This is a genomic window from Streptomyces sp. LS-MS-L19 (assembly GCF_058382285.1).
Map to the genome: position 1 here is coordinate 223,152 of NZ_JBYCLL010000001.1, position 20,540 is coordinate 243,691.

The window sequence follows — 20,540 nt, forward strand, 5'->3', positions numbered from 1 at the left end:
TGCGGCTCCTGGATCCTGGGGGGCTGGATGAGGCGGGGCGTGACATCGGATGAATTTATAGACCCCGTCCACTGCGGCGTCCAGAGGGGGCGTGACGATTCGTCAATTCATCCTGTTCAGACCGCATATGTGATCTGGAGCAGTCCAACCGTCATGTCGCGATCACGACCCGCGCCTAGGGATTGCTCGGATCAATCTGCCCACACGTCCGCCGCTGCCCGTCCTCGGACCGCCTTGCGGAAGTCGATCGGGGAACTGCCCGTCCGTTGCATGAAGTACTTGCTGAACTGCGAGGGCGTGACGAAGCCGAGGTGGTCCGAGATCTGGGCGGCGGTTTCGTCGCCGTGGGCCAGCCGCCGCTTCGCCTCCAGCACGACCCGGCGGTCGATGAACTCCTTCGCGCCGAGCCCGGCGGCGGCCAGGCTCGCCCGGGCCAGGGTGCGCCCCGAGTAGCCGAGCAGGTCGGCGTAGTCCGCGACGCGACGCGTGACGGTGAAGTGGCGTTCGACCGCGTCACGGAAGCGCAGGTAGGTCTCGTCCGGCTCCGGCGCGGGGCCGGCGAGCGGGGTGGTGAGATGCGACAGCCGCAGCAGCAGGACCGCCAGGAGGTGGCGCAGGGCCGCCACGTGCACGTCGAGCGGCAGCTGACCGAGCGCCCCGAACTCCCGGCTCAGGTGGTCCGCGGCCAGCGTCACCGCCTCGGCGTCGGCGGCGACCGGGACGGTGACGGCCGGTGCGTGCGGATCGTCGACCCGGGCGGCGGTGGCCGTGGCCGGGTCCAGTACGTCCTGCCGGAAGAGGATCAGGGTGCCCTCGGCCTCGGTGAGGTCGCCCCACTGGTGCACCTGCCCCGGGCGCACCCACAGCCAGCAGCCGGGCCGCAGGGTGCAGTCCTCGAAGTCGACGACGTGCCTGAGCTCGCCCGCGCCGAGGGTGAGCAGGTGATGGAAGTCGGGGCGCTGGGGCCGGGCCAGGGCCTGCTCGGGGACCCTGCGCCTGAGCTCCGCCAGCGACATGACCTCGACACCGGCCGGGGTGCCCGCGGGCGCCGCGAACGGGACCTCGGGAATCTCGGACGAGGCATCGTGTCGCTTTTTGACCATCATCAGTCGGAACTTTATCCGGCTTCCCGCCTGAGTCGTTCGTAAGTTGGTCGTGCCGACACGGAAAAGGAACATCCCCCAGGCGAGATCCGGAAAGAAAAGGCACGTCATGTCCGAGCCCTCCACGGAAACCCTCCCCATGATCGCCGTCACCGGTGCCACCGGTCGGCTCGGCGGGCGTGTCGCCCGGCGACTGGCGGCACGGGGTGTCCCGCAGAAACTCCTGGTCCGCAGTCCGGAGCGCGCTCCACAGCTCCCCGGCGCGGTGGTGGTACGGGGCGGTTACGCCGACCGTGAGGCCGTACGCGAGGCCCTCACCGGCATCCGCACCGTCCTCATGGTCTCCGCCTCCGAGAGCGGCGACCGGCCGGCCCAGCACCAGGCGTTCGTGGACGCCGCCGCGGAGGCGGGCGTGCGGCACCTGGTGTACGTCTCCTTCTACGGCGCGGCCCCCGACGCCACCTTCACCCTGGCCCGGGACCACTTCCACACCGAACAGCACATCCGCGCCGCCGGCCTGGCGCACACCTTCCTCAGGGACAACTTCTACGCCGAGTTCGTCCCCGACCTCGTCGGCGAGGACGGCGTCATCCGGGGCCCGGCCGGGCAGGGACGGGCGGCGTTCGTCGCCCAGGACGACATCGCCGACGCGGCCGCCGCGGTGCTGTCCGGGCCGCAGGACCACGTCGGCGCGACCTACGACCTCACCGGCCCCGAGTCCCTCACGCTGGACGAGGCAGCCGCGATCCTGTCCGAGCAGCTCGGGCGTACGGTCACCTACCGCCCGGAGACGGTCGAGGAGGCCTACGCCTCCCGTGCCTCCTACGGCGCGCCGCCGTGGCAGGTGGACGCCTGGATCTCCACCTACACCGCCATCGCGTCCGGCGAACTCGACGGGGTCGGTGACGCCGTCCCCCGCCTCACCGGCCACCCCGCCACACCCCTCGCCCGAGTCGTCCGCGACGCGGGTCGCTGAGCGCCCCTACCTCCATTCATCGAACCGGGAAGACCGTCATGAACCACGTGAAGAACACCGTCCTCCAGGCCACCACCGAGCTGTTCGGCGACAAGGATCCCTCCGCCGTGGACCGCTGGGTGGCCGCGGACTACAGGCAGCACAGCGCCCTCGCCGCCGACGGACCCGACGCCCTGCGCGCGCTGGTCGCCGGTCTCGGTGCGGACTTCCGCTACGAGGGCGCCCGGGTCATCGCCGACGGCGACCTGGTCGCCCTGCACGGCACGTACCACGGCTTCGGCCCGGACCCGCTCGTCGGGTTCGACATCTTCCGGGTCGACGCCGCCGGCAAGCTGGCCGAGCACTGGGACGCCCTGACCCCGCTCGTCGAGGACACCGTCTCCGGCCGCTCCCAGACCGACGGACCCGGCGCGGTCACCGACACCGGCAGGACCGAAGCCAACCGTGCCCTGGTGACCGAGTTCGCCGAGAAGGTCCTCGTCGGCGCCGACTACTCGGTGCTCACCGACTACCTCTCGACCGAGACCTACCACCAGCACAACACCGAGGCGGCCGACGGCCTCGACGGATTCGGCGCGGCCGCGGCCAAGTGGGCCGAACAGGGCAAGAACCTCGTCTACCAGAAGGTCCACCGGGTCATCGCCGAGGGCGAGTTCGTCCTGACGCAGTCCGAGGGCGAGTTCGGGGTGCCCGTCGCCTACTACGACCTCTTCCGCGTGGCCGACGGCAGGATCGTCGAGCACTGGGACGTCATCGCGCCCGTACCGGCCGAACTGCCGCACGGCAACAGCCTGTTCTGAGCGGCCTCCCTCCGGTCATGCCGACAGGGCGGCGGTGAGCACCCCGCGCTGCCCCACCAGCCACGCCTGGACGCGGTCCCAACGCCGCCAACCGCCGCGCTCGGACAGCGCCCGGGTGTAGACCGGGTCGCCGTCGGCCACCCGGCCGGCCACGAAGGCCCGGCAGGACGCGGTGGCCTGTTCGATGACACCGGGGAGTTCAGCCCGCTCCCGCGGGGACAGGCCGTAGCCGTCCGCGAGGATCCGAAGACGCGTGGGGACGTCCAGGTCGGCGGGGTGCAGCACGGCCGCGGACACGGGATCCAGCATGGGGACCCAGTAGCGGGCGGTCATGGCGAGGTCCCACACCGCCCGGCCGGGGGCAGCCAGGTCGAAATCGATCAGGGCCACGGCGTGGCCGTCGCGGAAGACGACGTTCTCCGGGCACACGTCGTTGTGACACAGCATCGTTCCGCCCTCGGGGTCGGCCATGGACCGGGGCCAGTCGACGTCCGGGTCGACCGCGACGGTCGCGCTGGTGTCGTGCAGGCGCCGCAGCAGGGCTCCGACGGATCGCAACGCGCTCTCGGTCATCGCCCAGCGGGGAAACGGCGGCAGCGCGACGTCGCCGGGGATGAACGTCAGCTGCTCGCGACCGTCCGCGGTGAGCCGGACCGGGCCAGGAGCCCCGTCGAACCCGTGCTCCCCGAGTGCGCGCAGATAGCCGTGGAGGGCGGGCGCGGTGGCCGGCGCCGGACGCTCCACCACGGCACCGCGCCGGACCACCGCGCCCGCGTTGGCCATGCCCCCGACCAGGGCCTCGCTCTCTCCCGTCCCGTCCTCTGCCGCTCCGTCATCTCCCGTCCCGTCCTCTGCCGTCATGTCGTTCACGCTACCGGCGGCGGCCGGCGGTATCTCACGACGGATGAGACCCGGCGCTCGTCCGGTCCAGGTGTGCCTCGATCAGGGCGTAGGTGGCGTCCGGTTGTTCGATGTGCGGGAGGTGGCCGGCCTCGGGGACGATCTCCAGTCGGCCGTCGCCGAAGGCCTCGGCGTAGGCCGCGCCGTAAGCGGGGGTGACGACGCGGTCGCTCTCGCCCCAGAGCAGGAGGGTGGGCACCTGGATCCGGCCGAGCCGGGGCAGCAGCTCGGGGTCGTGCATGTAGGGGTCGCCGGCCAGGGCGCGCATGGTGGCCATGTTGGCCTGTCTGCGGGCGAGTTCGGCGCCGGCGATGCCGGCCGGGTCGAGGTGGTAGCGGTCCGCGTCGTGCCAGGAGAGCTCCGCGATGCCGCGGGCGTCGAGGGCGAAGATGTCGGCGATCGACTCCGCATCGACCTCGACGCCCACAGCGTCGATCAGGACGAGGCCGGAGATCGTTCCCGCGCTGTCGCGCGCGGCCATGTCGGCGGCGATCCAGCCGCCGAGGGAGGAGCCGACGACGAGAACGTCACGCAGCTCGCGCTCGCGCAGGGTGTGCAGATAGACGCGGGCGAGGTCGTCGACGCCGGTGAGCCATGCGGGGCGGGGGGTGCCGTCCCAGCCGGGGTGCACCGGCGTGATCGTGTGCGCGGTACGGGAGAGGCGCTGGGCGAGACCGGTGACGGTGGCGGGACCTCCGCCACCGTGCAGGACGAGAACGGGTCTGCCGGTCCCGGCCTCGGACACGGTGAGGGACGGATCGGCGAAGGGGAGGGATGCGTCGGTAGGCATGCCGACCACTCTAACTAAACATCTTTATATAAGCTAGCTTGGTCATGGCGTAGACTCGACGCATGCACGGTGAGCTGCAAGAACTCGGCAGGGCGGTCAAACAGGCCCAGTACCGACAGCACCGGGCGCTGGACAGCGCCCTCTCGGCCGTCGGCACGACACTCGCCCAGTGGGATGCCCTGCGCGCGATCAGCCGCTCCCCCGGGGCGTCCGCCCGTGAACTGGCCGCGGCCACGTTCCAGACCGAGCAGGCCTTCGGGACACTCGCCGGCCGCCTCACGGCCCAGGGCCTCGTGGAGCGCCGACCGGGACGCGGCCGACGCATCGAGCACCACTTGACGGCGGCCGGCGACAGTGTCCTGGCGGCCGGTCACAAGGTCGCCGACGAGGTCCTCGCCGACTGCTTCTCCCCCTTGCCCGCCGCCGAGCGCGCGACCCTGCTCGACCTCCTGCGACGGCTCACTACGCCGTCAGACCCTCACTGACCGCCGGCTCCGGCTACAGCAGGTCGCGGGCGTCGCACGTCATCCGCCACGACGGCCGGCGAGGTGGCGGCGGCGAGGACCGCACAAAATGCGGGGGCCTCCATCGCGGATTCGCGGGTATTCGAACACCAAGAGCAGTACCCGCTACAGGAGGTCGTGATGATCGCCCTTGGTGTAATCCTTCTGATAGTCGGTTTCCTTACCGGCGTCTCGATCCTGTGGACCATCGGGATCATCCTTCTGGTGATCGGCGCCGCCCTGTGGATCATGGGGTCCGCAGGTCACGCCGTTGCCGGCCGACGACACTATTGGTGACGTCGCCGATTCGCAGGCCGCCGCGACGGGCCGATCGCACGACGGCGGGCCGGGATGACCCGGCCCGCCGTCGTCACGCGCTGTATCTCCCTTTCGGGTCGGTAATCGATCAGGGAAGCTTGATCAGCGTGTAGTCGTCGCAGTAGCCCGCGGCCGAGCCCGCGTTCTTGTAGCAGTACACGCCGGCGGAGGTCGTGGTGGCACCGGTCGTGAAGAAGATCGGCTGCTGGGCGTAGGACGTCGTCGAGGTGCGCAGATACGTCTCCGTACCGCCGAAGCTCTTCACGCCGACCGCGACCTCCTCACCGGCGGTGGCCACCTTGGCCCATGCCGCGAGCAGATACGTGTTGCCGGCGGTGAGACCGCTCACCGTCTGGATGGCCCCGCTCGCACTGGCCGCCGTCTGGAGGGCGTAGGTGCCGGTGCGGGCGTTGGAGGCGGCCACACTCGACGCCGTACCGGTGCTCTGGGCCCAGGGGGTCAGCGCGCCGGTCTCGAAGCCGGGGTTGGTGATCGCGTTGGTCGCCGAGGTGAGCGGCTCCACCGCGAGGTCGTCGCAGTAACCCGCCCCGCTGCCACCGGAGTTCTTCCAGCAGTAGACGGTCGCCGAGGTGCTCGACGAGCCGGTGGTGAAGAGGACCGCTGCCTGGGTGTACGACGTGGTGGCGATGTTGGTGTACGTCTCCGTGCCGCCGAAGTTCTTCACGCCGATCGCGAGGGTCTCCCCCGCGTTGGCTACCTTGGCCCAACCGGTCAGCAGATAGGTGGTGTTGGGGCTCAGGCCGGTCAGTGCCTGGTTGGCGCCGCTGCCGCTCGCCGCGGTGGCCAGTGCGTATGTGCCGGTGCGCGCACCTGAGGACGTGACCGAGGAGGCCGTACCGCTGGCCTGCGTCCAGGGGCTCAACGCGCCTGTCTCGAAGCCCGCGTTGGAGAGCAGGTTGCCGCCGGTGCCGTTGTAGGCGCCGATGTTGGGGGCGGCCGTGGCCGAGACCGTGTTGCCGAAGGCGTCCTTGCCGCCGTTGGAGCTGATGACCGCGCCGGCCCGGATCACGGGCGAGGACGGGTGCACCTGGTAGGCGTTGGTGCCGGTGTACGACGAGGAGCCGTTGGTGTTGCCGGGGTTGCGGAACTGCGGGTCGGCGGTGACCTTCGCCGCGTCGGCGGGCTCGGAGGACGGGTGGTTGCCGTAGAAGAGGTTGTTGGAGTAGACGGACGCGCCGGTGGTGGAGAAGTAGCCGCCGGTGCCGTAGTTGAAGACCGCGTTGTTCTTGAAGGACAGCGCGCCGGAGATGCTGGAGCCCGACCGTGAGTACAGGATCGGGGTGTTCAGGCCGCTCTTGTTGACGTAGATGCTGTTGTTGTAGATCAGCGGGACCGCGGACGAGCTGCCGCTCTGGTTGGGCACGCCGCCCACGAAGTGGAAGACGCCGGTGCCGTGGGTGGGGGTGCCCGAGGTGGGGCAGCCCGCGTTGGAGCCGTCATTCTCGCTGATGTTGTAGCGGATCACCGTGCCGTCGCTGGGGACGGTCGAGGTGGGCTCGTTGGCGATGCTGAAGGGCGGCATGACCAGCATGAAGCCGCCGAGGTTCTGGTGGCTGTAGTTGTACTGGAACGTGGTGTTGTGGTTGCCCCAGTCCACGTCGTAGCCGGTGCCGTCGGCGCCGTTGACGTGGCAGTACACCTCGTTGTTCTGGACCACGGTGTTGGAGCTGCCGGACATCCAGATGCCGGCCGAGGCGCCGTTGCAGTACTGGCCCGAGGGCGGGCAGGTGTTCTTCGCGCCGCCGTAGCCCGCCTTGTTGCCGTCGATGAGGGCGCCGTCGTTCTTGACGACGAGGATGTCGTCCGCGCCGTCGTAGGTCATCGTGTTGCCGCGGATGACCGTGCCGGTGGTCAGGCCGGTGCCCTGGCCGTCCCCGTCCGGGGTGACGGCGACGGCGATGCGGTCGACGTGGTCGAAGGTGTTGTTCTCGACCACCACGTCGTCCCAGGTGGAGACGGGAGTGGTGTGGTCGGTCTGGACTCCGACACCCGCGTTGGTGGCGTACCAGCCGCCCGGCCAGCCGCTGATGTTGTGGATGTACATGTCGTGCACCCGGATGTGGTGCAGGATCCCGCCCGAGCTGTTCTCGGCGAGCACGCCGGAGCGGTAGGCCGGCGATGCCGCCGAGTTGACCAGCTCCAGGCCGCCTATTTCCCAGTACTGCTGGTTGAGCAGGTGGATGACGGGACCGGTGGCGCCGTTCGCGTTGATGACGGGCTTGGCGCCGCTGCCGTAGGAGCCCAGGGTGATCGGGCTGCCCGAGGCGCCGGAGCCGCCAGGAGTGAGCTGGCCGGTGCAGGTGGTGCCGGCGGCGAACAGGATGCTGTCGCCGGCGCCGAAGGTGGTGCTGTTGACGCTGCCGACGGTGTTCCAGGGGCTGGCCTGGGTGCCGCTGCCGTTGGTGGCGGCCGAGCAGTTCACGTAGTAGGTGGTGCCGGCCGCCAGGGCGGCGTGGGCCGGGACCAGGAGTGCTCCCGCCAGCACGGCGAGGAGGGTCAGAAGGCGGGACGCCCGGCGGGCCGGACGCGCCGTTCTGCGACGCTTCATTGCGACGCTCCTTACTGGGTGATCGAGTCCTCCGTGCCACGGATCGGGACACGGGGCTTCCTGCGCCGGGCGCCCGCACCGCGAGGCGGGGAGCACCCGGGATTCTTGGCCGCCGCGCGGCGGCAGCGGGCTGACGCGCGGCGAACGCGTCAGCGGGCCTGGGACAGGGACAGTGCCAGGGCCACGGGCTAGCGCGCGGCGAGCGCGTCCGGAGCGGACGTCTGGAGGACGGAGGCCGAGGTCTCCAGGACCGAGGCGTGCCGCATGCCCTGCGGCAGGTTCAGGGAGACCGGCTCCCAGGTGACGCCGTCCCGGCTGCGGGTCGCGCCGTATCGTCCTTCGAGGAAGTGGTCGAAGATCATGATCCAGTCGCCGTCCCGGCGGAACAGGGACGGTCCCTCCGCCAGGGAGGGGGTCACCGGGCCGGTCGGTGTCGTGTACGGGCCGCCGGGGGTGTCGAAGGTCGTGAGGTGGATGTCCTTGTGCGCGGTGGCGATGTCGTTGACCCCGCGTTCGTCCTTGAAGGCCATGAGGTAGCCGCCGCCGTCCAGTTCGCGGACCGTGGCGTCGATGACCGAGTGGCCGGGATCGAAGAACACTCCGGGCCGCGAGAAGGTGCGGAAGTCCTCGGTGGTGCAGTGCCAGATGCGGTGGTCCTGGGTGAGGTGTTCGAAGTCCCGGCCCTCGGCGGTGCCGCCCGGCTCGACGACGGACGACCAGATGAGGTGGTAGAGCCCGGTCGCACGGTGCAGGAAGAACTCCGGGGCCCAGGCGTTGAGGGCTCCCTGCACCCGGGCCATCGCGGGCACGAGTCGCTGTTCGGACCAGGTGAGCAGGTCGGCCGAGGTGGCGTGGACGATGTAGGGGCTGGTCCAGCCGTCGGTGGCGAGCAGGTGGAACAGACCGTCGGGGCCGACCCCGATGAACGGGTCCCGCAGCCGGCCGGTACCGACCGTGCCGCGCAGGACCGGCCGACCGCCGTTCACCGTGGCGAACTCCTCGCCGTCGTGACTGTAGGCCAGGTGGAGCGCCTCGTCGGCGTCGGTGAAGTAGGAGACCACGTACATCGGTGGGGGGTCCTTCCGGGAGGGCGGGACGGGAGGGCCGGCGGCGGCGGGCAGGGCCGACGGTGGCAGCGGGCGGTGCGATGGGGCAGGGCGGTGGCAGCGGGCAGGTGTCGACGGGCAGGGCGGTGGCAGCGGGCAGGTGTCGACGGGCAGGGCGGTGGCAGCGGGCGGTGCGGCGGAGCGGGGCCGTGACACCGGGCGGGTGCCGATGGGGCAGGGCCTGATGGCCGTACGGCTGGATGAAAGGCGAGGGCGTGGGGACCGGCTGTGCTCGGCTTGACGGCACCGAGGCCCGTGGTGCTGTGGCCGGGCGCTCGCGCCGCTGTGGTCCGCGGCGCACGGTCCGGCCCTTGGACGGAGGCCCGCGGCGATGCGGTCGGCCCCTCGCGTCCTGGACCTGTGAGTGGGTTACGGCCCCGGCCGTGAACCGGCGTACCGGTGTCAGGACTTGACGGCCCCGGCGGACATCCCGGCGACCACATGACGTTGCAGGAAGACGAAGATCAGGAAGAGCGGCAGTACGCCGAGCAGCGCGGCCGGGAAGAGGGTCGTCGGCTGCACGGTGTGGGGGTCGATGAACGAGTACGCGTTGACCATGACCGTGCGCTTGTCGGGGTCCTGGAGGAACACCAGCGGGACGATCAGGTCGTTCCACACCTGGAGCGAGACGAAGGTCAGCAGGGTGCTGGTGATGGGGCGCAGCAGCGGCAGGATGATGGTGAAGAAGGTCCGCAGCGCCCCGCAGCCGTCCAGTGCGGCGGCCTCCTCCAGGTCGGTGGGGATGGAGCGGATGAAGCTGGTGTAGAAGAAGACCGCGACCGGCAGGAACATCGCCGTGTAGACGAAGACCACGCCGGCGTAGTTGTCCAGCAGGTTCAGGTCCCGCATCAGCAGGTACAGCGGGGCCACGACGACGAAGACCGGTACCGAGGTGCCCACGATGAACAGCCGGTAGACCCAGGTGGACCAGCCCTGGGTGATGCGGGCCAGCGGATAGCTCGCGAGGGAGCCGAGCACGGTGATGCTCAGGCAGGACAGGCCGGTGATGAGCAGGGTGTTCAGGGCGCTGCGGCCGTAGTGGATCTGGGAGAAGGCGTCCGCGAAGTTCTTCAGGGTGAAGGTGTGCGGGATGCCGAGCGGGGACCGGGCGACGTCGGCCGCGGTGCGCAGCGAGGTGAGCACGGTGAACACGAAGGGCAGCACGAACACCAGCACGCCGAGGCAGAGGAGCACGGTGCCGAGGCTCTTCAGGGCACGGCGCGGGGTGTTTTTGGAGGGGGCCGTGGCGGGGGCGGACGACGGCCGGGGAGCGGCGCCCCCGGTGCCGGTCTCGGGGGAAAGGGTCTGCGAGGTCATGGTCGTGTCCGCCCGTCAGATTCGGCGCTCGCGCAGGCGCAGCAGAGAGGAGGTGGCGCTGGACAGGACGACCACGGTCACCAGGAGGAGTACGGAGATGGCGATGCCGAGAGCGAACTTCCCGCCGCCGAAGACGTTCCGGTAGACGAGGGTGGTCAGGGTCTCGGTGGAGCCGGCCGGGCCGCCGTTGGTGAGGACCAGCGGGAACTCGAAGACCTTCAGGGAGCCGATGAGGCTGAGGGTCACGTTGACGGTGAGCGCGGGCGCCAGCATGGGCCACTCGATGGAGCGGAAGCGGCGCCAGCCGTTCGCGCCGTCGACTGCGGCGGCGTCGAGGAGTTCGGTGGGCAGGCTCATGTAGCCGGCCAGGAAGATGGCGCAGGAGTAGCCCGCGAACATCCAGATGTTGACGGCGGCCACGGCGTACAGGGCGGTGGAGGTGTCGCCGAGCCAGACGTGCTCCAGCGAGTCGAGGCCGAGCAGGCCGAGGAGGGCGTTGATGCCGCCGTCGGGGGCGAACAGGTACGACCAGATGAACGCGGCCATCACCGGGGAGACGAGGGTCGGGGTCAGCAGGGTGACGCTGAGCGCCTTGCGGACCTTCGGCCGGCGGAAGAGCATGCTCGCGAAGAGCAGGCCGAGACCGTTCTGGACGATCACGACGACGGCCGCGTACACGATGGTGTGCCACAGGGCGGCGGTCACGTCGGGGTCGTCGGCCATCGCCCGGTACTGCTCGGTGCCGACGAAGTGGGCGATCGGTCCGCCGAGGCTGTCGGTCATGCTCAGGTAGATCCCGCGGCCGAGCGGATAGAGCATGAAGACGGCGTACACGGCGATCGCCGGAAGCAGGAAGGCGGCCATGGTGGCACGCCGGCGGTGGATCACGGGAGTCCTCCTCTTGAGCGCGGCCCCTGGTCCGTGGGGCTCGGTGGCCGTGGTGGGAGCGGTCGGGAGCCGTTCCTCGCGCTCCCACCACGGCTGACCAGGGGACGGCCGAACACGGCGGTGTCCGGCGCTACTTGGCCTTCGCCGCGGTCTGGATGTCCTTGAGGGTCTGCGCCGTGGACTCCTTGCCCAGCAGATAGGCCTGGATCTTCGAGCCGATCTCGGTCTCGGCGGTGGCGCCGTACCAGGAGTCGGACGGCAGGATCCGGTAACGGCCGTCCTTGAAGGCGGTGGTGAACGCCGTGGTCTCGGTGCTCTCGGGCGTGGTGCCGCCGGTGAACGGCGATTCGGCGTGCTCGGCGTCGAGGTACTTGGCGAGATTCTCGCTCTGCGACCAGAACTTCACGTACTCGCGGGCCGCGTCACCCTGCTGCGACTGGGAGTTGACGGCCCACATGGTGCCGGAGAAGAGCATGCCGTTCGGCTTGGTGCCCGCGCCGCCACCCGGCCAGGGTGCGAACTGGACCGGGAATCCCGCCTTCTTGACGTTGGAGACCTGCCAGGCGCCCTGGTACCAGAAGGCGCTCTTGCCGGCGCTGAAGTTCTGCGGGCCCTGCGACCACTCGTCGACGCCGAGTTCGTTCTTCCAGTTGACGTACCCCTTGTCCTCCAGGGTCTTCAGCTGGTCGAGCGGTCCCTGCCAGTCCGGGTCGAAGGAGGCCTTGCCGCCCGCGAAGTCGGCGTCCCACTGCTTGTTCTTCTGGTAGACGAGGGTCGAGCCGCTCGCCTGGAAGACCGAGCTGCCGGTCCAACCCGACTTGTCGGGCAGGGAGATGGGGTTGATGCCGGCCTTCTTGAGCTTGGCGAGGTCGGCGAGGAAGGTCGGCCAGTCGGCGGGGACCTCGGCGATGCCCGCCTTCTTGAGCAGGTCCATGTTGGCGTACATGCCGATGCCGATCAGCTCCATCGGCATGGCGAGGGTCTTGCCGTCGGACTGCGCGAAGGGCTTGGCGTCGGGGGCTATGGCTCCTGCCCACGACTCCTCGGAGAGGTCGGCGAGGTAGCCGGAGGCACCCCACTTCTTCATCTTGTCCGTGTCGACCATGATGACGTCGCCGGCCTTGCCCCCGAGCAGTTCGGGCTGGAGCTTCTGGACGTACGTGTCGTTCGCGGTGATGTACTCGAAGTCGATCTTGATCTTCGGGTGGGCCTTCTCGAAGGCCTTGTTGATCTCCGCGACGTTCGCCGGTTCGGCGCCGCCGCCCTTCCACGCCTGGACGTGCAGGGTCACCGTGCCGTCGCTGGAGGCACCGCTCGAGCCGCCACCGCACGCGGCCAGCGACATCGCCATCGCGGTGACCGTGGCGGCGATCGCGACACGTCTCCCGGAGTGCTTCATTGCACACCTCTCTCATCGTCGGTACGGACCGACTCGTCAGGTCTTGAGGGGGTTGATTCGGTCGGGCTGGATCCGGGTGGGTGCAGCGCCGATACGACGAAGAAGGGGTCGGTGGACCCGAGTTGCGGCCATGTTGAGCGCCGATGGCCGGGAACTGTAACGCAAAACTTAGGCGACATCTATACGTAACTTTCCGTGCCCGACGGACACGGGTTGCGACATCTCTTTGCGCCTGACCGCAGGGACTTACGGTGGCGCCAGCTCTGCCTTATCGTTACAGTTTCACGGAAGTTTCCGCTGGCTCGTGATTGAGTGAGCTCGTGATTGAGTGGGCCTGGGACGGCCACGGTCCGGCACGGCTCAAGTGCCCGGCGAGCAGAAGGAGTTGGCGTGACAGGGCGGGTGACCATCGCACAGGTGGCCGAGGAGGCCGGCGTCTCCGCGATGACCGTGTCCAACGTCATGAACGGCAAGCCGGGGGCCTCGGAGGAGACCCGCCGCCGCGTCATGGAGGTCGCGGGCCGGCTCGGCTACCGGCCCAATGTCTCGGCCCGCAACCTCAAGGGCGGCCGCAGCGGACTCATCGGCCTCATCGCCCTCGACCTCACCAGCCAGTACGGCCTGGAGATCCTGCGCGGGGTCGCCGACGAACTCGCCGACGCGGAGCAGGAGTTGCTCGTCAACGCCTCCTACCACGACGCGGTGCGGGAGAAGGACCGGGTCGAGTTCCTGGGGCGCGGACTGGTCGACGGCGTCCTGATGATCGCGCCGGTCCTGGAGGACGAGACGGTCAAGCTGCTGCGCCGCCAGAACCTGCCCTGCGTGATCATCGACCCCCGGCGCCTGGACGTACCGCTGCCCCGCCTGAGCGTCGACAACTACCACGGCATGCGTCAGGGCACCCAGCACCTGATCGACCTGGGCCACACCCGGATCGCCTACCTCCGCGGCGAGGAGGACCTCGAGAGCACGTCCGTCCGCTTCCAGGGCTTCGAGGACGCGATGCGGCTGGCCGGGCTGAAGGTGGACGAACGCATGGTCGCCTCCTGCGACTTCTCGTACGCCAGCGGATTCCGTACGGCCACGCAACTGATCTCCGAGCACCGTCCCACGGCGATCGTGGCGGGCGCGGACCTGATGGCGCTCGGCGCCATCGACGCGGCCCGGGCTAGCGGGCTGGACGTGCCGACCGAGTTCTCGGTCGTCGGGTTCGACGACCTCCCGCAGGCGGCGCAGAGCTTCCCCGGCCTGACGACCGTGCGCCAGCCGCTGCACGACATGGGGCAGAAGGCGGCGCGTGCCCTGCTGTCACTCATCGAGGGGCAGAAGCTGCTCATGGAGCACATGGAGGTGGGCACGCGCCTGGTGGTCCGCAACTCGACGGCTCCGCCGCCGCGGGGCACGGCGGGGTGAGCGGGGTGGCGCTCAGGGACTCGAAGCGGCTCCGTGGCCGGGTGAGCCGGGTCCTGCTCTGGGACTCGAAGCGGCTCCGTGGCCGGGTGAGCCGGGTCCTGCTCTGGGACTCGAAGCGGCTCCGTGGTCGGGTGAGCCGGGTCGCGCTCACGGACTCGGACCGGCTCCGTGGCCAGGTGAGCCGGGTCGCGCTCAGGGGCCCGCATCGGCCCCATGAAGCAGCTCCGCGACGCGTTCGGCCGTCTTCTGTGCCGCACGCTGCTTGACCAGGCCTTCTTTCGCGACGGCCCGCACATGCAGCGTGGTGGTCCACTCACCGTTGCGCGTCGCGTCCAGGATCACCACGACCGGGTTCATGTCGAGGTATCCACCCCCGGTGAGCACCCGGAGCGTCACTCGGTCCGCACCTGCCTCCACCGGCTCCGGGACCGTGCCGCCGGCGAGCCGACCGAGCACGGCGCGGGCGCGTTCCACCGCGGGGCCGAACTCCAGGGGCAGTTCGTGGTCGAACTCGGCGACGTCGTTCCTGAGGAACCGCGAGGCGAACTTCCCGCCCTTGTTGATGCGGCCGAGCGCTTCCGCCAGAAGCTCGTCCTCTGTTCGCCGCATCCGACGCCCCTCTTCCCGCCTGCACGGTCGGCACGGCTGCGCCAAGCGTGCCCCCTCGCACCGGGGCTTTCAACACTCTTGCTTCACCTATCGATTTTCGATAGGTTTCCATCGCGATTCGATGGAAGGGTAAGGCATGGGAAAGCTGGCCGTGCGTGCGCTGCGCGCCGTGCTCGTCGTGGTGCTCGTCGGCACCGTCCTGATCCAGGTGCTCATGGTGTGGGCCCTGGCCACCGACCCGGAGGACGGGTCCCTCCCGCTGACCCCGCTGCGCCTGATCACCATGCTCGGCATGGTCGCGGTCCAGGTCACCGGGGTCTGCGTCTGGCGCCTGGTGACGATGGTGCGCCGCGGGACCGTGTTCTCCCCCGCCGCCTTCCGGTACGTGGACGGCATCATCGGTGCGATCACCGCGGCCTCCGTCCTGTGGTTCGCGGTGACCGCCATCAACGCGCCGGGCCAGCGCGACGACCCCGGAGTCAGCGTCATCATGGCCGGGATCGGCCTCGCCATCCTGGGGGTCGCGCTCATCGTCCTCGTACTGCGGACCCTGCTCGCCCAGGCCGTGGCGCGGGATGTCGAAGCGGCCCAGATGCAGGCCGAGTTGGACGAGGTGATCTGATGCCGATCACCGTCGACATCGATGTGATGCTGGCCAAGCGGAAGATGTCCGTGGGCGAGCTCGCGGAGCGGGTCGGGATCACCCCCGCCAACCTCGCGGTCCTCAAGAACGGGCGCGCCAAGGCGGTGCGGTTCACGACACTCGCCGCGCTCTGCGAGGCGCTGGAGTGCCAGCCAGGGGATCTGCTGCGGTGGGAGGCGGAGGTCCGGGCGGGAACGCCACAGGAAGCGTAACGGTCAACGTCGGGACAGAAGCTTGACGGCCGGCGTCGGGACAGGGGCGCCGGAATCCCCCGCGCGACCGACGCCGCCGGGCTTGCGGAGCCGAGGTCCGCCGGCTTCGGTCACCCTGCCGTGAGCGTCTTGCTGTACACCGTGGACGTGCGCCGGACGGTCATGCCGATGCGCTCGTACAGCGGCAGGGCGCCGGTGTCCGAGTGGGTCCACAGCGTGCAGCCCCGCTTGCCCTGCCGGTGGAAGGCACGGAAGGACTCCTGGAGGAGCACGCGCGCTATCCCCCGGTTGCGGAAGTCACGCCGGACGGCGACCCGCTCGACGTACCCCTCGTCGTCGCCCGGCATGTCCAGGGACAGCACGGCGCCGACCAGCTGCTCGCCGGCGAGGGCGACCGCCGACGCCGCGGGGGCGAAGGTCGGCCGCTCGACGGTGTGCCGGGCCCACTCCGCGTAGCTCTTGCGCCGCTGCTGCCACTCGTCGAACGCGTCCTCGGTGAGCCGGTACGCGCTCTGTTCGTCGCCGGCCCGGAAGGCCCGGACCGTGATGCCGGCCGGGGGGTCGGGCACGTGCGGTGCGGTGGGCGTCGCGATCGCCAGGAGCCACTCGGTGACGAGCCGCGCGTATCCACCGGATTCCAGGAGCGCGACCGCCGCATGGTCCTCGTCGGGGACCGTCTGGGCAAGGCGATCGCCGCCCCATTGCCGGGCCCGCTCCTCGGTCCAGGCGAGCAGGAGTCCGCCGAGCCCTCGCCCCCGGTGACCGGGGTGCACGTGGACCGTGGCACGTCGGCCCCTCACCCAGCCCCAGCCGGCCACTTCCCCACCGGAGGCGGCCACTTCCCCACCAGAGGCGGTCATTTCCCTACCCGAGGCGGCCACTTCCCCACCGGAGGAGGTCATTTCCCCACCAGAGGCGTACACGAGCACCGCATCGGACTTCGCGTCCGCGGCAAGCGCGCCGAGGTCGGCGGCGACCCGGTCGGCGCCCGTGGTGGCACGACCGTGAAGATCGACCTCGCACGCGGTCACCAGTCGGTGAACTGCCGTGACATCAGCGGTGGTTGCCGGTCGGCTGCGACAGCCCACCGGCAACTGCCGCAAGGAGGTACCAGACATGGATGAACCCTGCGCCATGCGCGCTTCCCTGTCGACCTGGTTTGCCACACACTGACTCGTCCCGCACGGTCCGGTCGCCAGTGACGAGCCGACCTCTTCGCCGCAACGCCCTCCCGGATTCCCGCCCATGAGCCTTGCGCAGGTGAGGCAGGGTCCTCCCGCCACCCCCGGGCACAAGTGGGCCGGGGCCCGGTAACGCCGTGATGACAACCTCTTGACGGCCGTGTTGTGACCGCTCACAATCCTCCCATGCATGTGACCGGTCACGCAGACTCCGGCCCTCCCCGGCACGACCTGGCGCTGGGCGTGCCGCGCGGCCTGCCCCACGCAGTTGGCGCCGTACGGGGAGACGTCGGCGGCACCGGTTGCGACGTCGCCCCGCACTCGGGGTTCGTCACTCCCGTGCTCACCGCGGTCCGGACGGACCTCCAGGATCTGGGGCGAGCCGCCTGTCAACTCCCGCTCACCCGGCGGGAGTCCGACCACCGGCCGCCCGATCCGGCCCGCTTCGCACCCGAACTCGTCCCGCGCGAGAGCTCGGGCCGAAGGACCGCATGACACGGGCCGTCCCCACGCCCCGCTTCGGCCGTCCCCCCATGTTCCACAGCACAGCTCTTCCCACCCTCGCATGCCTAAGGACAGATCCATGAAAAGAGTCGCCTCCGCCCTCGCCGTCGCGTGTGCGCTCGGCCTCACCGCCACCGCGTGCAGCGACAGCACCGCGGGCGGCACCGGCGCCGCCCCGACCGGCTCGGTCGACGCCACGGCCGACCTGAAGGGCGTCCACCTGACGATGTGGGTGGCGCAGAACAGCGTCGCCGAGCCGAAGCAGGTCATCGACGCCTTCCAGAAGGCGACCGGGGCCACGGTGACCACCCAGGTGATCCCGGACCCCTACGAGTCGAACGTCCCGACCAAGCTCGCCTCGGGCGACAAGCCCGACCTGATGTTCTGGCAGCCCACGGGCAGCACCCTGCCGTTCGTCCAGCCCGAGAAGAACCTGCTCCAGCTGGACAAGGAGGACTGGGTCACCAAGCTCGGCAAGACCGAGCAGGGTCTCGGCCAGGTCGGCGGCCACCGGTACGCGGCGATCGTCACCAGCCCCGCGACCCTCGGCGTCTACTACAACAAGGACGTCTTCAAGAAGGCCGGCGTCACCAAGATGCCCACCAGCTACGACGACCTCCTCGCCACCGCCAAGACCATCAAGGCGAAGGCGGGCGTCGCCCCGTTCTTCGAGGTCGGCGGCGACAAGTGGCCGCTCCAGTGGCAGGTCCAGCTCCAGCTGACCGACCTGCCCCAGAGCTTCTGGGACAAGCTCAACAAGAACCAGGCCAAGTGGACCGACCCGGTGATCGTCGACGCGATCAAGAAGTACAAGTCGCAGGTGCTGGACGGGGGCCTGGCGCAGAAGAACTACAAGACCGCGACCTTCGTGGACCAGGGCAAGGCGCTCCTGGACGGCAGCGCCGCGATGGCCGTCAACGTCACCTCGCTGCAGAGCGAGATCCAGGCCACCTCCAGCACCGCCGAGATGGACCGGAAGCTCGGCTGGTTCCCCGTCTCCAACAGCTCCGACAAGGCCCTGTACTCCCCCGACCAGACCAACGGCGTGGTCGCCTTCAACACGGGTGACGCCAAGCGGCAGACCGCCGCCCGGCAGTTCCTGTCCTTCTGGCTCGGTGAGGACTACCCGGCCTACATCAAGGCGAACAAGGTCGTCTCGGTGGAGCCGTCCGTGCCCAACCCCGACGGTCTGCCGCAGACCGCCCTCGCCCAGGCCCAGGCGCTGTCCTCCGCGACCGGTGTGTTCCAGGTCAAGGCCCTCACCGCACCCGACATGCACCTCGCGCTGGCCGACATGATCTACGGCAAGAAGACGCCGGAGCAGGTCGCCCAGGCCGCCGAGGACCAGTTCACCCAGGTCCTCAAGGCGCGTGGCGTCTCCGGGTTCTGACCCTCCGCCCCCTCTCCAGCACCGCCCCGGCCCGCTCGCAGGCGCACGGTCCGGGGCCCCTCACCGGAGGTGAGACGTGGCGGACACAGCCACCGTCGGCGTCACCGACGTCGAACCCAGCAAGCAGACGGACGGTTCCCCGCGGCGCGGTCCGCGGCGTCGGCCGCGTGCGCAGTCCAACCAGCCGTGGTGGTTCGCCCTCCCCGCGCTCGCCGTGTTCGGTGTGTTCTTCCTGCTGCCGAACCTGCTGAACTTCGTCTACCCGTTCACCAACTGGTCGGCGTTCCACGCGGACATCAGGTTCGCGGGCCTGTCCAACATCCGCAGCATCCTGCAGGACGGCTCGATGCTGCGGGACATCCGGATCACCGTGGAGTACGCCGTCCTGGTCGCCCTCTTCCAGAACGGCTTCGGGCTCGCCCTGGCCCTGCTGCTGGAGCGTGACACCCGGTTCAACCGGTTCTTCCGGGCCGTGTTCTTCCTTCCGGTGCTGATCTCGGCCCTCGCGGTCGGCTACATCTTCCGCGCCCTGCTGGCCCAGGACGGTGCGCTCAACAGCGTGCTGTCCTCGCTGGCGGGCCACCAGGTCGACACCCCCTGGCTGGGATCCACCACCTGGACCCTGGTCGTGGTGACCCTCATCCACGGCTGGAAGTGGATGGGCCTGGCCATGCTGATCTACCTGGCGGGCCTGAAGAGCATGCCGGGTGACGTCCTGGAGGCGGCCCGGATCGACGGCGCCGGCGCCTGGCGCACCTTCTGGTCGATCCGTTTCCCGCTGCTGGCACCGGCGGTCACGTTCAACGTCACCACGGCCCTGATCGGCTCGATGAACACCTTCGACATCGTGCAGGCCACCACCGCGGGCGGCCCGGGCAGCGAGACCGAGGTCTTCAACATCTACATGTTCCGCGTGTTCGGACAGGGCCTGTACGCGCAGGCCTCGGCGATGAGCCTGGTGCTGTTCCTCATCGTCGTCGTCCTCGCCGTACCGGTCATCGTCGGTCTGCGCCGCAGGGAGAACAACCAGTGACCGCCCTTCCCGTCCCCGCTCCCGCGCGGCGCGGCCCACTGCGCTGGGTGCAGCCCGCCGTGGTCCTCGTCGTCGCGGCCGTCACGATCGGCATTCCGCTCTGGCTCGTGGCGGTGACCTCGGTCAAGCCGCAGGCGGAGGCGATCAAGCCCAACCTGTCGCTGCCGCACCACGTGCAGGCCGCCGAGAACTACCGACAGTCCTTCGACCAGGGCAAGATGATCCAGGGCTTCGTCAACAGCCTGCTGGTCGTCGTGCCGTCCGTGGTCCTCGTGCTGCTGCTGGGCGCGGGCGCGGCCTGGGTGTTCGCCCGCCGCAAGGGCCGGCTGGTGGGCACGCTGTACGCGCTGAGCATCAGCGGCCTGCTGCTGCCGCCCGCGGTGATCACCATTGTGATGGAGCTGCGTCAGATGGGCCTGGCGGGCACCCAGCTCGGCATGATCGCCGTCTACACCGGGATGTACCTCTCCACGTCGATCTTCTTCATGACCGGCTTCATCCGGAACCTCCCCGAGGAACTGGAGGAGGCCGCCCGCATGGACGGCGCCGGTCCGGCGAGGGTCTTCTTCCAGGTCATCCTGCCGCTGCTGCGGCCGGTCATCGCCACCGCGACGATCATGGTGATGCTGTTCGCCTGGAGCGACATCTTCTACGCCTTCTTCGTCCTCGGCGGCGGGGACAAGGCGACGCTGCCGCTCAACCTGTACCAGGTCGCCAACGCCCAGCTGTACCTCAACAACTGGCACCTCATCTTCGCGTACGTCGTGATGATGAGCCTGCCCATGGTGGCCGTCTTCGTCGTCGCCCAGCGACGCGTCGTCTCCGGCATCACCAGCGGAGCCGTCAAATAGCCCCGCTACTCCCCCGTATCACCCCACCCGCGCCC

At 69.8% G+C, this 20,540-nt stretch carries 21 protein-coding genes; 11 read left to right on the plus strand and 10 right to left on the minus strand.

Features of this window, described 5'->3' with window-relative positions:
- Positions 1-191 precede the first annotated feature (191 nt).
- Positions 192-1,106, minus strand: coding sequence for a helix-turn-helix domain-containing protein (locus tag AC2XR2_RS00965; protein WP_491513931.1), 915 nt, complete (start codon positions 1,104-1,106; stop codon positions 192-194).
- A 106-nt stretch (positions 1,107-1,212) separates the two neighbouring features.
- Between AC2XR2_RS00965 and AC2XR2_RS00970 the strand changes: the two genes are divergently transcribed.
- Positions 1,213-2,079 carry an SDR family oxidoreductase gene (locus tag AC2XR2_RS00970; protein ID WP_491513932.1) on the plus strand — a complete coding sequence of 289 codons (867 nt, stop codon included), beginning with the start codon at positions 1,213-1,215 and terminating at the stop codon, positions 2,077-2,079.
- A gap of 38 nt (positions 2,080-2,117) precedes the next feature.
- Positions 2,118-2,879, plus strand: a complete 762-nt coding sequence (locus tag AC2XR2_RS00975; protein ID WP_491513933.1) for a nuclear transport factor 2 family protein — start codon at positions 2,118-2,120, stop codon at positions 2,877-2,879.
- A gap of 15 nt (positions 2,880-2,894) precedes the next feature.
- On the opposite strand, the gene AC2XR2_RS00980 is transcribed toward AC2XR2_RS00975, so the two are convergent.
- Positions 2,895-3,740, minus strand: a complete 846-nt coding sequence (locus AC2XR2_RS00980; RefSeq protein ID WP_491513934.1) for a phosphotransferase — start codon at positions 3,738-3,740, stop codon at positions 2,895-2,897.
- Positions 3,741-3,774: 34 nt separating this feature from the next.
- Complete coding sequence (locus AC2XR2_RS00985; protein WP_491513935.1) at positions 3,775-4,569, minus strand: alpha/beta fold hydrolase; 795 nt, start codon at positions 4,567-4,569, stop codon at positions 3,775-3,777.
- Between the two features lie 62 nt (positions 4,570-4,631).
- On the opposite strand from AC2XR2_RS00985, the gene AC2XR2_RS00990 reads away from it, so the two are divergent.
- Together AC2XR2_RS00990 and AC2XR2_RS00995 are read left to right on the plus strand one after the other, a co-directional pair.
- Positions 4,632-5,054 (plus strand): MarR family winged helix-turn-helix transcriptional regulator, encoded by a 423-nt coding sequence (locus AC2XR2_RS00990; RefSeq protein ID WP_449353526.1) that lies wholly within the window; start codon positions 4,632-4,634, stop codon positions 5,052-5,054.
- Between the two features lie 159 nt (positions 5,055-5,213).
- The gene (locus tag AC2XR2_RS00995; protein WP_234021688.1) at positions 5,214-5,369 is read left to right on the plus strand and encodes a DUF6131 family protein; all 156 of its coding nucleotides are present in this window, start codon (positions 5,214-5,216) and stop codon (positions 5,367-5,369) included.
- Between the two features lie 109 nt (positions 5,370-5,478).
- Here the strand turns inward: AC2XR2_RS00995 and AC2XR2_RS01000 are convergent, their stop codons facing one another.
- The 5 genes from AC2XR2_RS01000 to AC2XR2_RS01020 all read right to left on the minus strand — a co-directional run bounded on the left by AC2XR2_RS01000 (position 5,479) and on the right by AC2XR2_RS01020 (position 12,669).
- Positions 5,479-7,959 carry a carbohydrate binding domain-containing protein gene (locus tag AC2XR2_RS01000; RefSeq protein WP_491513936.1) on the minus strand — a complete coding sequence of 827 codons (2,481 nt, stop codon included), beginning with the start codon at positions 7,957-7,959 and terminating at the stop codon, positions 5,479-5,481.
- 188 nt (positions 7,960-8,147) lie between these two features.
- On the minus strand, positions 8,148-9,026 hold the full coding sequence (locus tag AC2XR2_RS01005) for a glycoside hydrolase family 43 protein (RefSeq protein ID WP_491513937.1): 879 nt from the start codon (positions 9,024-9,026) through the stop codon (positions 8,148-8,150).
- A gap of 441 nt (positions 9,027-9,467) precedes the next feature.
- Positions 9,468-10,382 (minus strand): carbohydrate ABC transporter permease, encoded by a 915-nt coding sequence (locus AC2XR2_RS01010; protein WP_491513938.1) that lies wholly within the window; start codon positions 10,380-10,382, stop codon positions 9,468-9,470.
- Between the two features lie 15 nt (positions 10,383-10,397).
- Positions 10,398-11,270: a carbohydrate ABC transporter permease gene (locus AC2XR2_RS01015; protein ID WP_381307314.1), complete on the minus strand. Its 873-nt coding sequence runs from the start codon at positions 11,268-11,270 to the stop codon at positions 10,398-10,400.
- 130 nt (positions 11,271-11,400) lie between these two features.
- A complete protein-coding gene (locus AC2XR2_RS01020) occupies positions 11,401-12,669 on the minus strand; it encodes an ABC transporter substrate-binding protein (RefSeq protein ID WP_491513939.1) in 1,269 nt (422 codons plus the stop codon).
- Between the two features lie 390 nt (positions 12,670-13,059).
- Between AC2XR2_RS01020 and AC2XR2_RS01025 the strand changes: the two genes are divergently transcribed.
- Positions 13,060-14,082 carry a LacI family DNA-binding transcriptional regulator gene (locus tag AC2XR2_RS01025; protein WP_449351887.1) on the plus strand — a complete coding sequence of 341 codons (1,023 nt, stop codon included), beginning with the start codon at positions 13,060-13,062 and terminating at the stop codon, positions 14,080-14,082.
- 192 nt (positions 14,083-14,274) lie between these two features.
- Here AC2XR2_RS01025 and AC2XR2_RS01030 read toward each other — a convergent pair whose 3' ends face one another.
- Entirely contained in the window at positions 14,275-14,691 is a 417-nt protein-coding gene (locus AC2XR2_RS01030) for a hypothetical protein (protein WP_491513940.1), read from the minus strand.
- Positions 14,692-14,827: 136 nt separating this feature from the next.
- Between AC2XR2_RS01030 and AC2XR2_RS01035 the strand changes: the two genes are divergently transcribed.
- Both AC2XR2_RS01035 and AC2XR2_RS01040 read left to right on the plus strand, forming a co-directional pair.
- The gene (locus AC2XR2_RS01035; RefSeq protein ID WP_330269302.1) at positions 14,828-15,313 is read left to right on the plus strand and encodes a DUF2975 domain-containing protein; all 486 of its coding nucleotides are present in this window, start codon (positions 14,828-14,830) and stop codon (positions 15,311-15,313) included.
- Complete coding sequence (locus tag AC2XR2_RS01040; protein WP_381307328.1) at positions 15,313-15,546, plus strand: helix-turn-helix domain-containing protein; 234 nt, start codon at positions 15,313-15,315, stop codon at positions 15,544-15,546. The genes AC2XR2_RS01035 and AC2XR2_RS01040 overlap by 1 nt, the downstream gene beginning before the upstream one ends.
- Before the next feature lie 110 nt (positions 15,547-15,656).
- Here AC2XR2_RS01040 and AC2XR2_RS01045 read toward each other — a convergent pair whose 3' ends face one another.
- Positions 15,657-16,406 carry a GNAT family N-acetyltransferase gene (locus tag AC2XR2_RS01045; protein WP_491513941.1) on the minus strand — a complete coding sequence of 250 codons (750 nt, stop codon included), beginning with the start codon at positions 16,404-16,406 and terminating at the stop codon, positions 15,657-15,659.
- Positions 16,407-16,913: 507 nt separating this feature from the next.
- Here AC2XR2_RS01045 and AC2XR2_RS01050 point away from each other — a divergent pair.
- The 4 genes from AC2XR2_RS01050 (at position 16,914) to AC2XR2_RS01065 (ending at position 20,505) form a co-directional block, all read left to right on the plus strand.
- Complete coding sequence (locus AC2XR2_RS01050) at positions 16,914-17,222, plus strand: substrate-binding domain-containing protein (RefSeq protein WP_491513942.1); 309 nt, start codon at positions 16,914-16,916, stop codon at positions 17,220-17,222.
- A gap of 88 nt (positions 17,223-17,310) precedes the next feature.
- Complete coding sequence (locus AC2XR2_RS01055) at positions 17,311-18,621, plus strand: ABC transporter substrate-binding protein (protein WP_449353519.1); 1,311 nt, start codon at positions 17,311-17,313, stop codon at positions 18,619-18,621.
- Between the two features lie 76 nt (positions 18,622-18,697).
- The gene (locus AC2XR2_RS01060) at positions 18,698-19,654 is read left to right on the plus strand and encodes a carbohydrate ABC transporter permease (RefSeq protein WP_381307338.1); all 957 of its coding nucleotides are present in this window, start codon (positions 18,698-18,700) and stop codon (positions 19,652-19,654) included.
- The gene (locus AC2XR2_RS01065) at positions 19,651-20,505 is read left to right on the plus strand and encodes a carbohydrate ABC transporter permease (protein WP_356465776.1); all 855 of its coding nucleotides are present in this window, start codon (positions 19,651-19,653) and stop codon (positions 20,503-20,505) included. The genes AC2XR2_RS01060 and AC2XR2_RS01065 overlap by 4 nt, the downstream gene beginning before the upstream one ends.
- Positions 20,506-20,540 lie beyond the last annotated feature (35 nt).

What these genes read in the sequence shown, in the direction of transcription:
- AC2XR2_RS00965 (WP_491513931.1), bottom strand. Translation starts at nt 1,106, where the DNA reads ATGATGGTCAAAAAGCGACACGATGCCTCGTCCGAGATTCCCGAGGTC.
- AC2XR2_RS00970 (WP_491513932.1), top strand. Translation starts at nt 1,213, where the DNA reads ATGTCCGAGCCCTCCACGGAAACCCTCCCCATGATCGCCGTCACCGGT.
- AC2XR2_RS00975 (WP_491513933.1), top strand. Translation starts at nt 2,118, where the DNA reads ATGAACCACGTGAAGAACACCGTCCTCCAGGCCACCACCGAGCTGTTC.
- AC2XR2_RS00980 (WP_491513934.1), bottom strand. Translation starts at nt 3,740, where the DNA reads ATGACGGCAGAGGACGGGACGGGAGATGACGGAGCGGCAGAGGACGGG.
- AC2XR2_RS00985 (WP_491513935.1), bottom strand. Translation starts at nt 4,569, where the DNA reads ATGCCTACCGACGCATCCCTCCCCTTCGCCGATCCGTCCCTCACCGTG.
- AC2XR2_RS00990 (WP_449353526.1), top strand. Translation starts at nt 4,632, where the DNA reads ATGCACGGTGAGCTGCAAGAACTCGGCAGGGCGGTCAAACAGGCCCAG.
- AC2XR2_RS00995 (WP_234021688.1), top strand. Translation starts at nt 5,214, where the DNA reads ATGATCGCCCTTGGTGTAATCCTTCTGATAGTCGGTTTCCTTACCGGC.
- AC2XR2_RS01000 (WP_491513936.1), bottom strand. Translation starts at nt 7,959, where the DNA reads ATGAAGCGTCGCAGAACGGCGCGTCCGGCCCGCCGGGCGTCCCGCCTT.
- AC2XR2_RS01005 (WP_491513937.1), bottom strand. Translation starts at nt 9,026, where the DNA reads ATGTACGTGGTCTCCTACTTCACCGACGCCGACGAGGCGCTCCACCTG.
- AC2XR2_RS01010 (WP_491513938.1), bottom strand. Translation starts at nt 10,382, where the DNA reads ATGACCTCGCAGACCCTTTCCCCCGAGACCGGCACCGGGGGCGCCGCT.
- AC2XR2_RS01020 (WP_491513939.1), bottom strand. Translation starts at nt 12,669, where the DNA reads ATGAAGCACTCCGGGAGACGTGTCGCGATCGCCGCCACGGTCACCGCG.
- AC2XR2_RS01030 (WP_491513940.1), bottom strand. Translation starts at nt 14,691, where the DNA reads ATGCGGCGAACAGAGGACGAGCTTCTGGCGGAAGCGCTCGGCCGCATC.
- AC2XR2_RS01035 (WP_330269302.1), top strand. Translation starts at nt 14,828, where the DNA reads ATGGGAAAGCTGGCCGTGCGTGCGCTGCGCGCCGTGCTCGTCGTGGTG.
- AC2XR2_RS01040 (WP_381307328.1), top strand. Translation starts at nt 15,313, where the DNA reads ATGCCGATCACCGTCGACATCGATGTGATGCTGGCCAAGCGGAAGATG.
- AC2XR2_RS01045 (WP_491513941.1), bottom strand. Translation starts at nt 16,406, where the DNA reads ATGACCGCCTCTGGTGGGGAAGTGGCCGCCTCCGGTGGGGAAGTGGCC.
- AC2XR2_RS01050 (WP_491513942.1), top strand. Translation starts at nt 16,914, where the DNA reads ATGCATGTGACCGGTCACGCAGACTCCGGCCCTCCCCGGCACGACCTG.
- AC2XR2_RS01055 (WP_449353519.1), top strand. Translation starts at nt 17,311, where the DNA reads ATGAAAAGAGTCGCCTCCGCCCTCGCCGTCGCGTGTGCGCTCGGCCTC.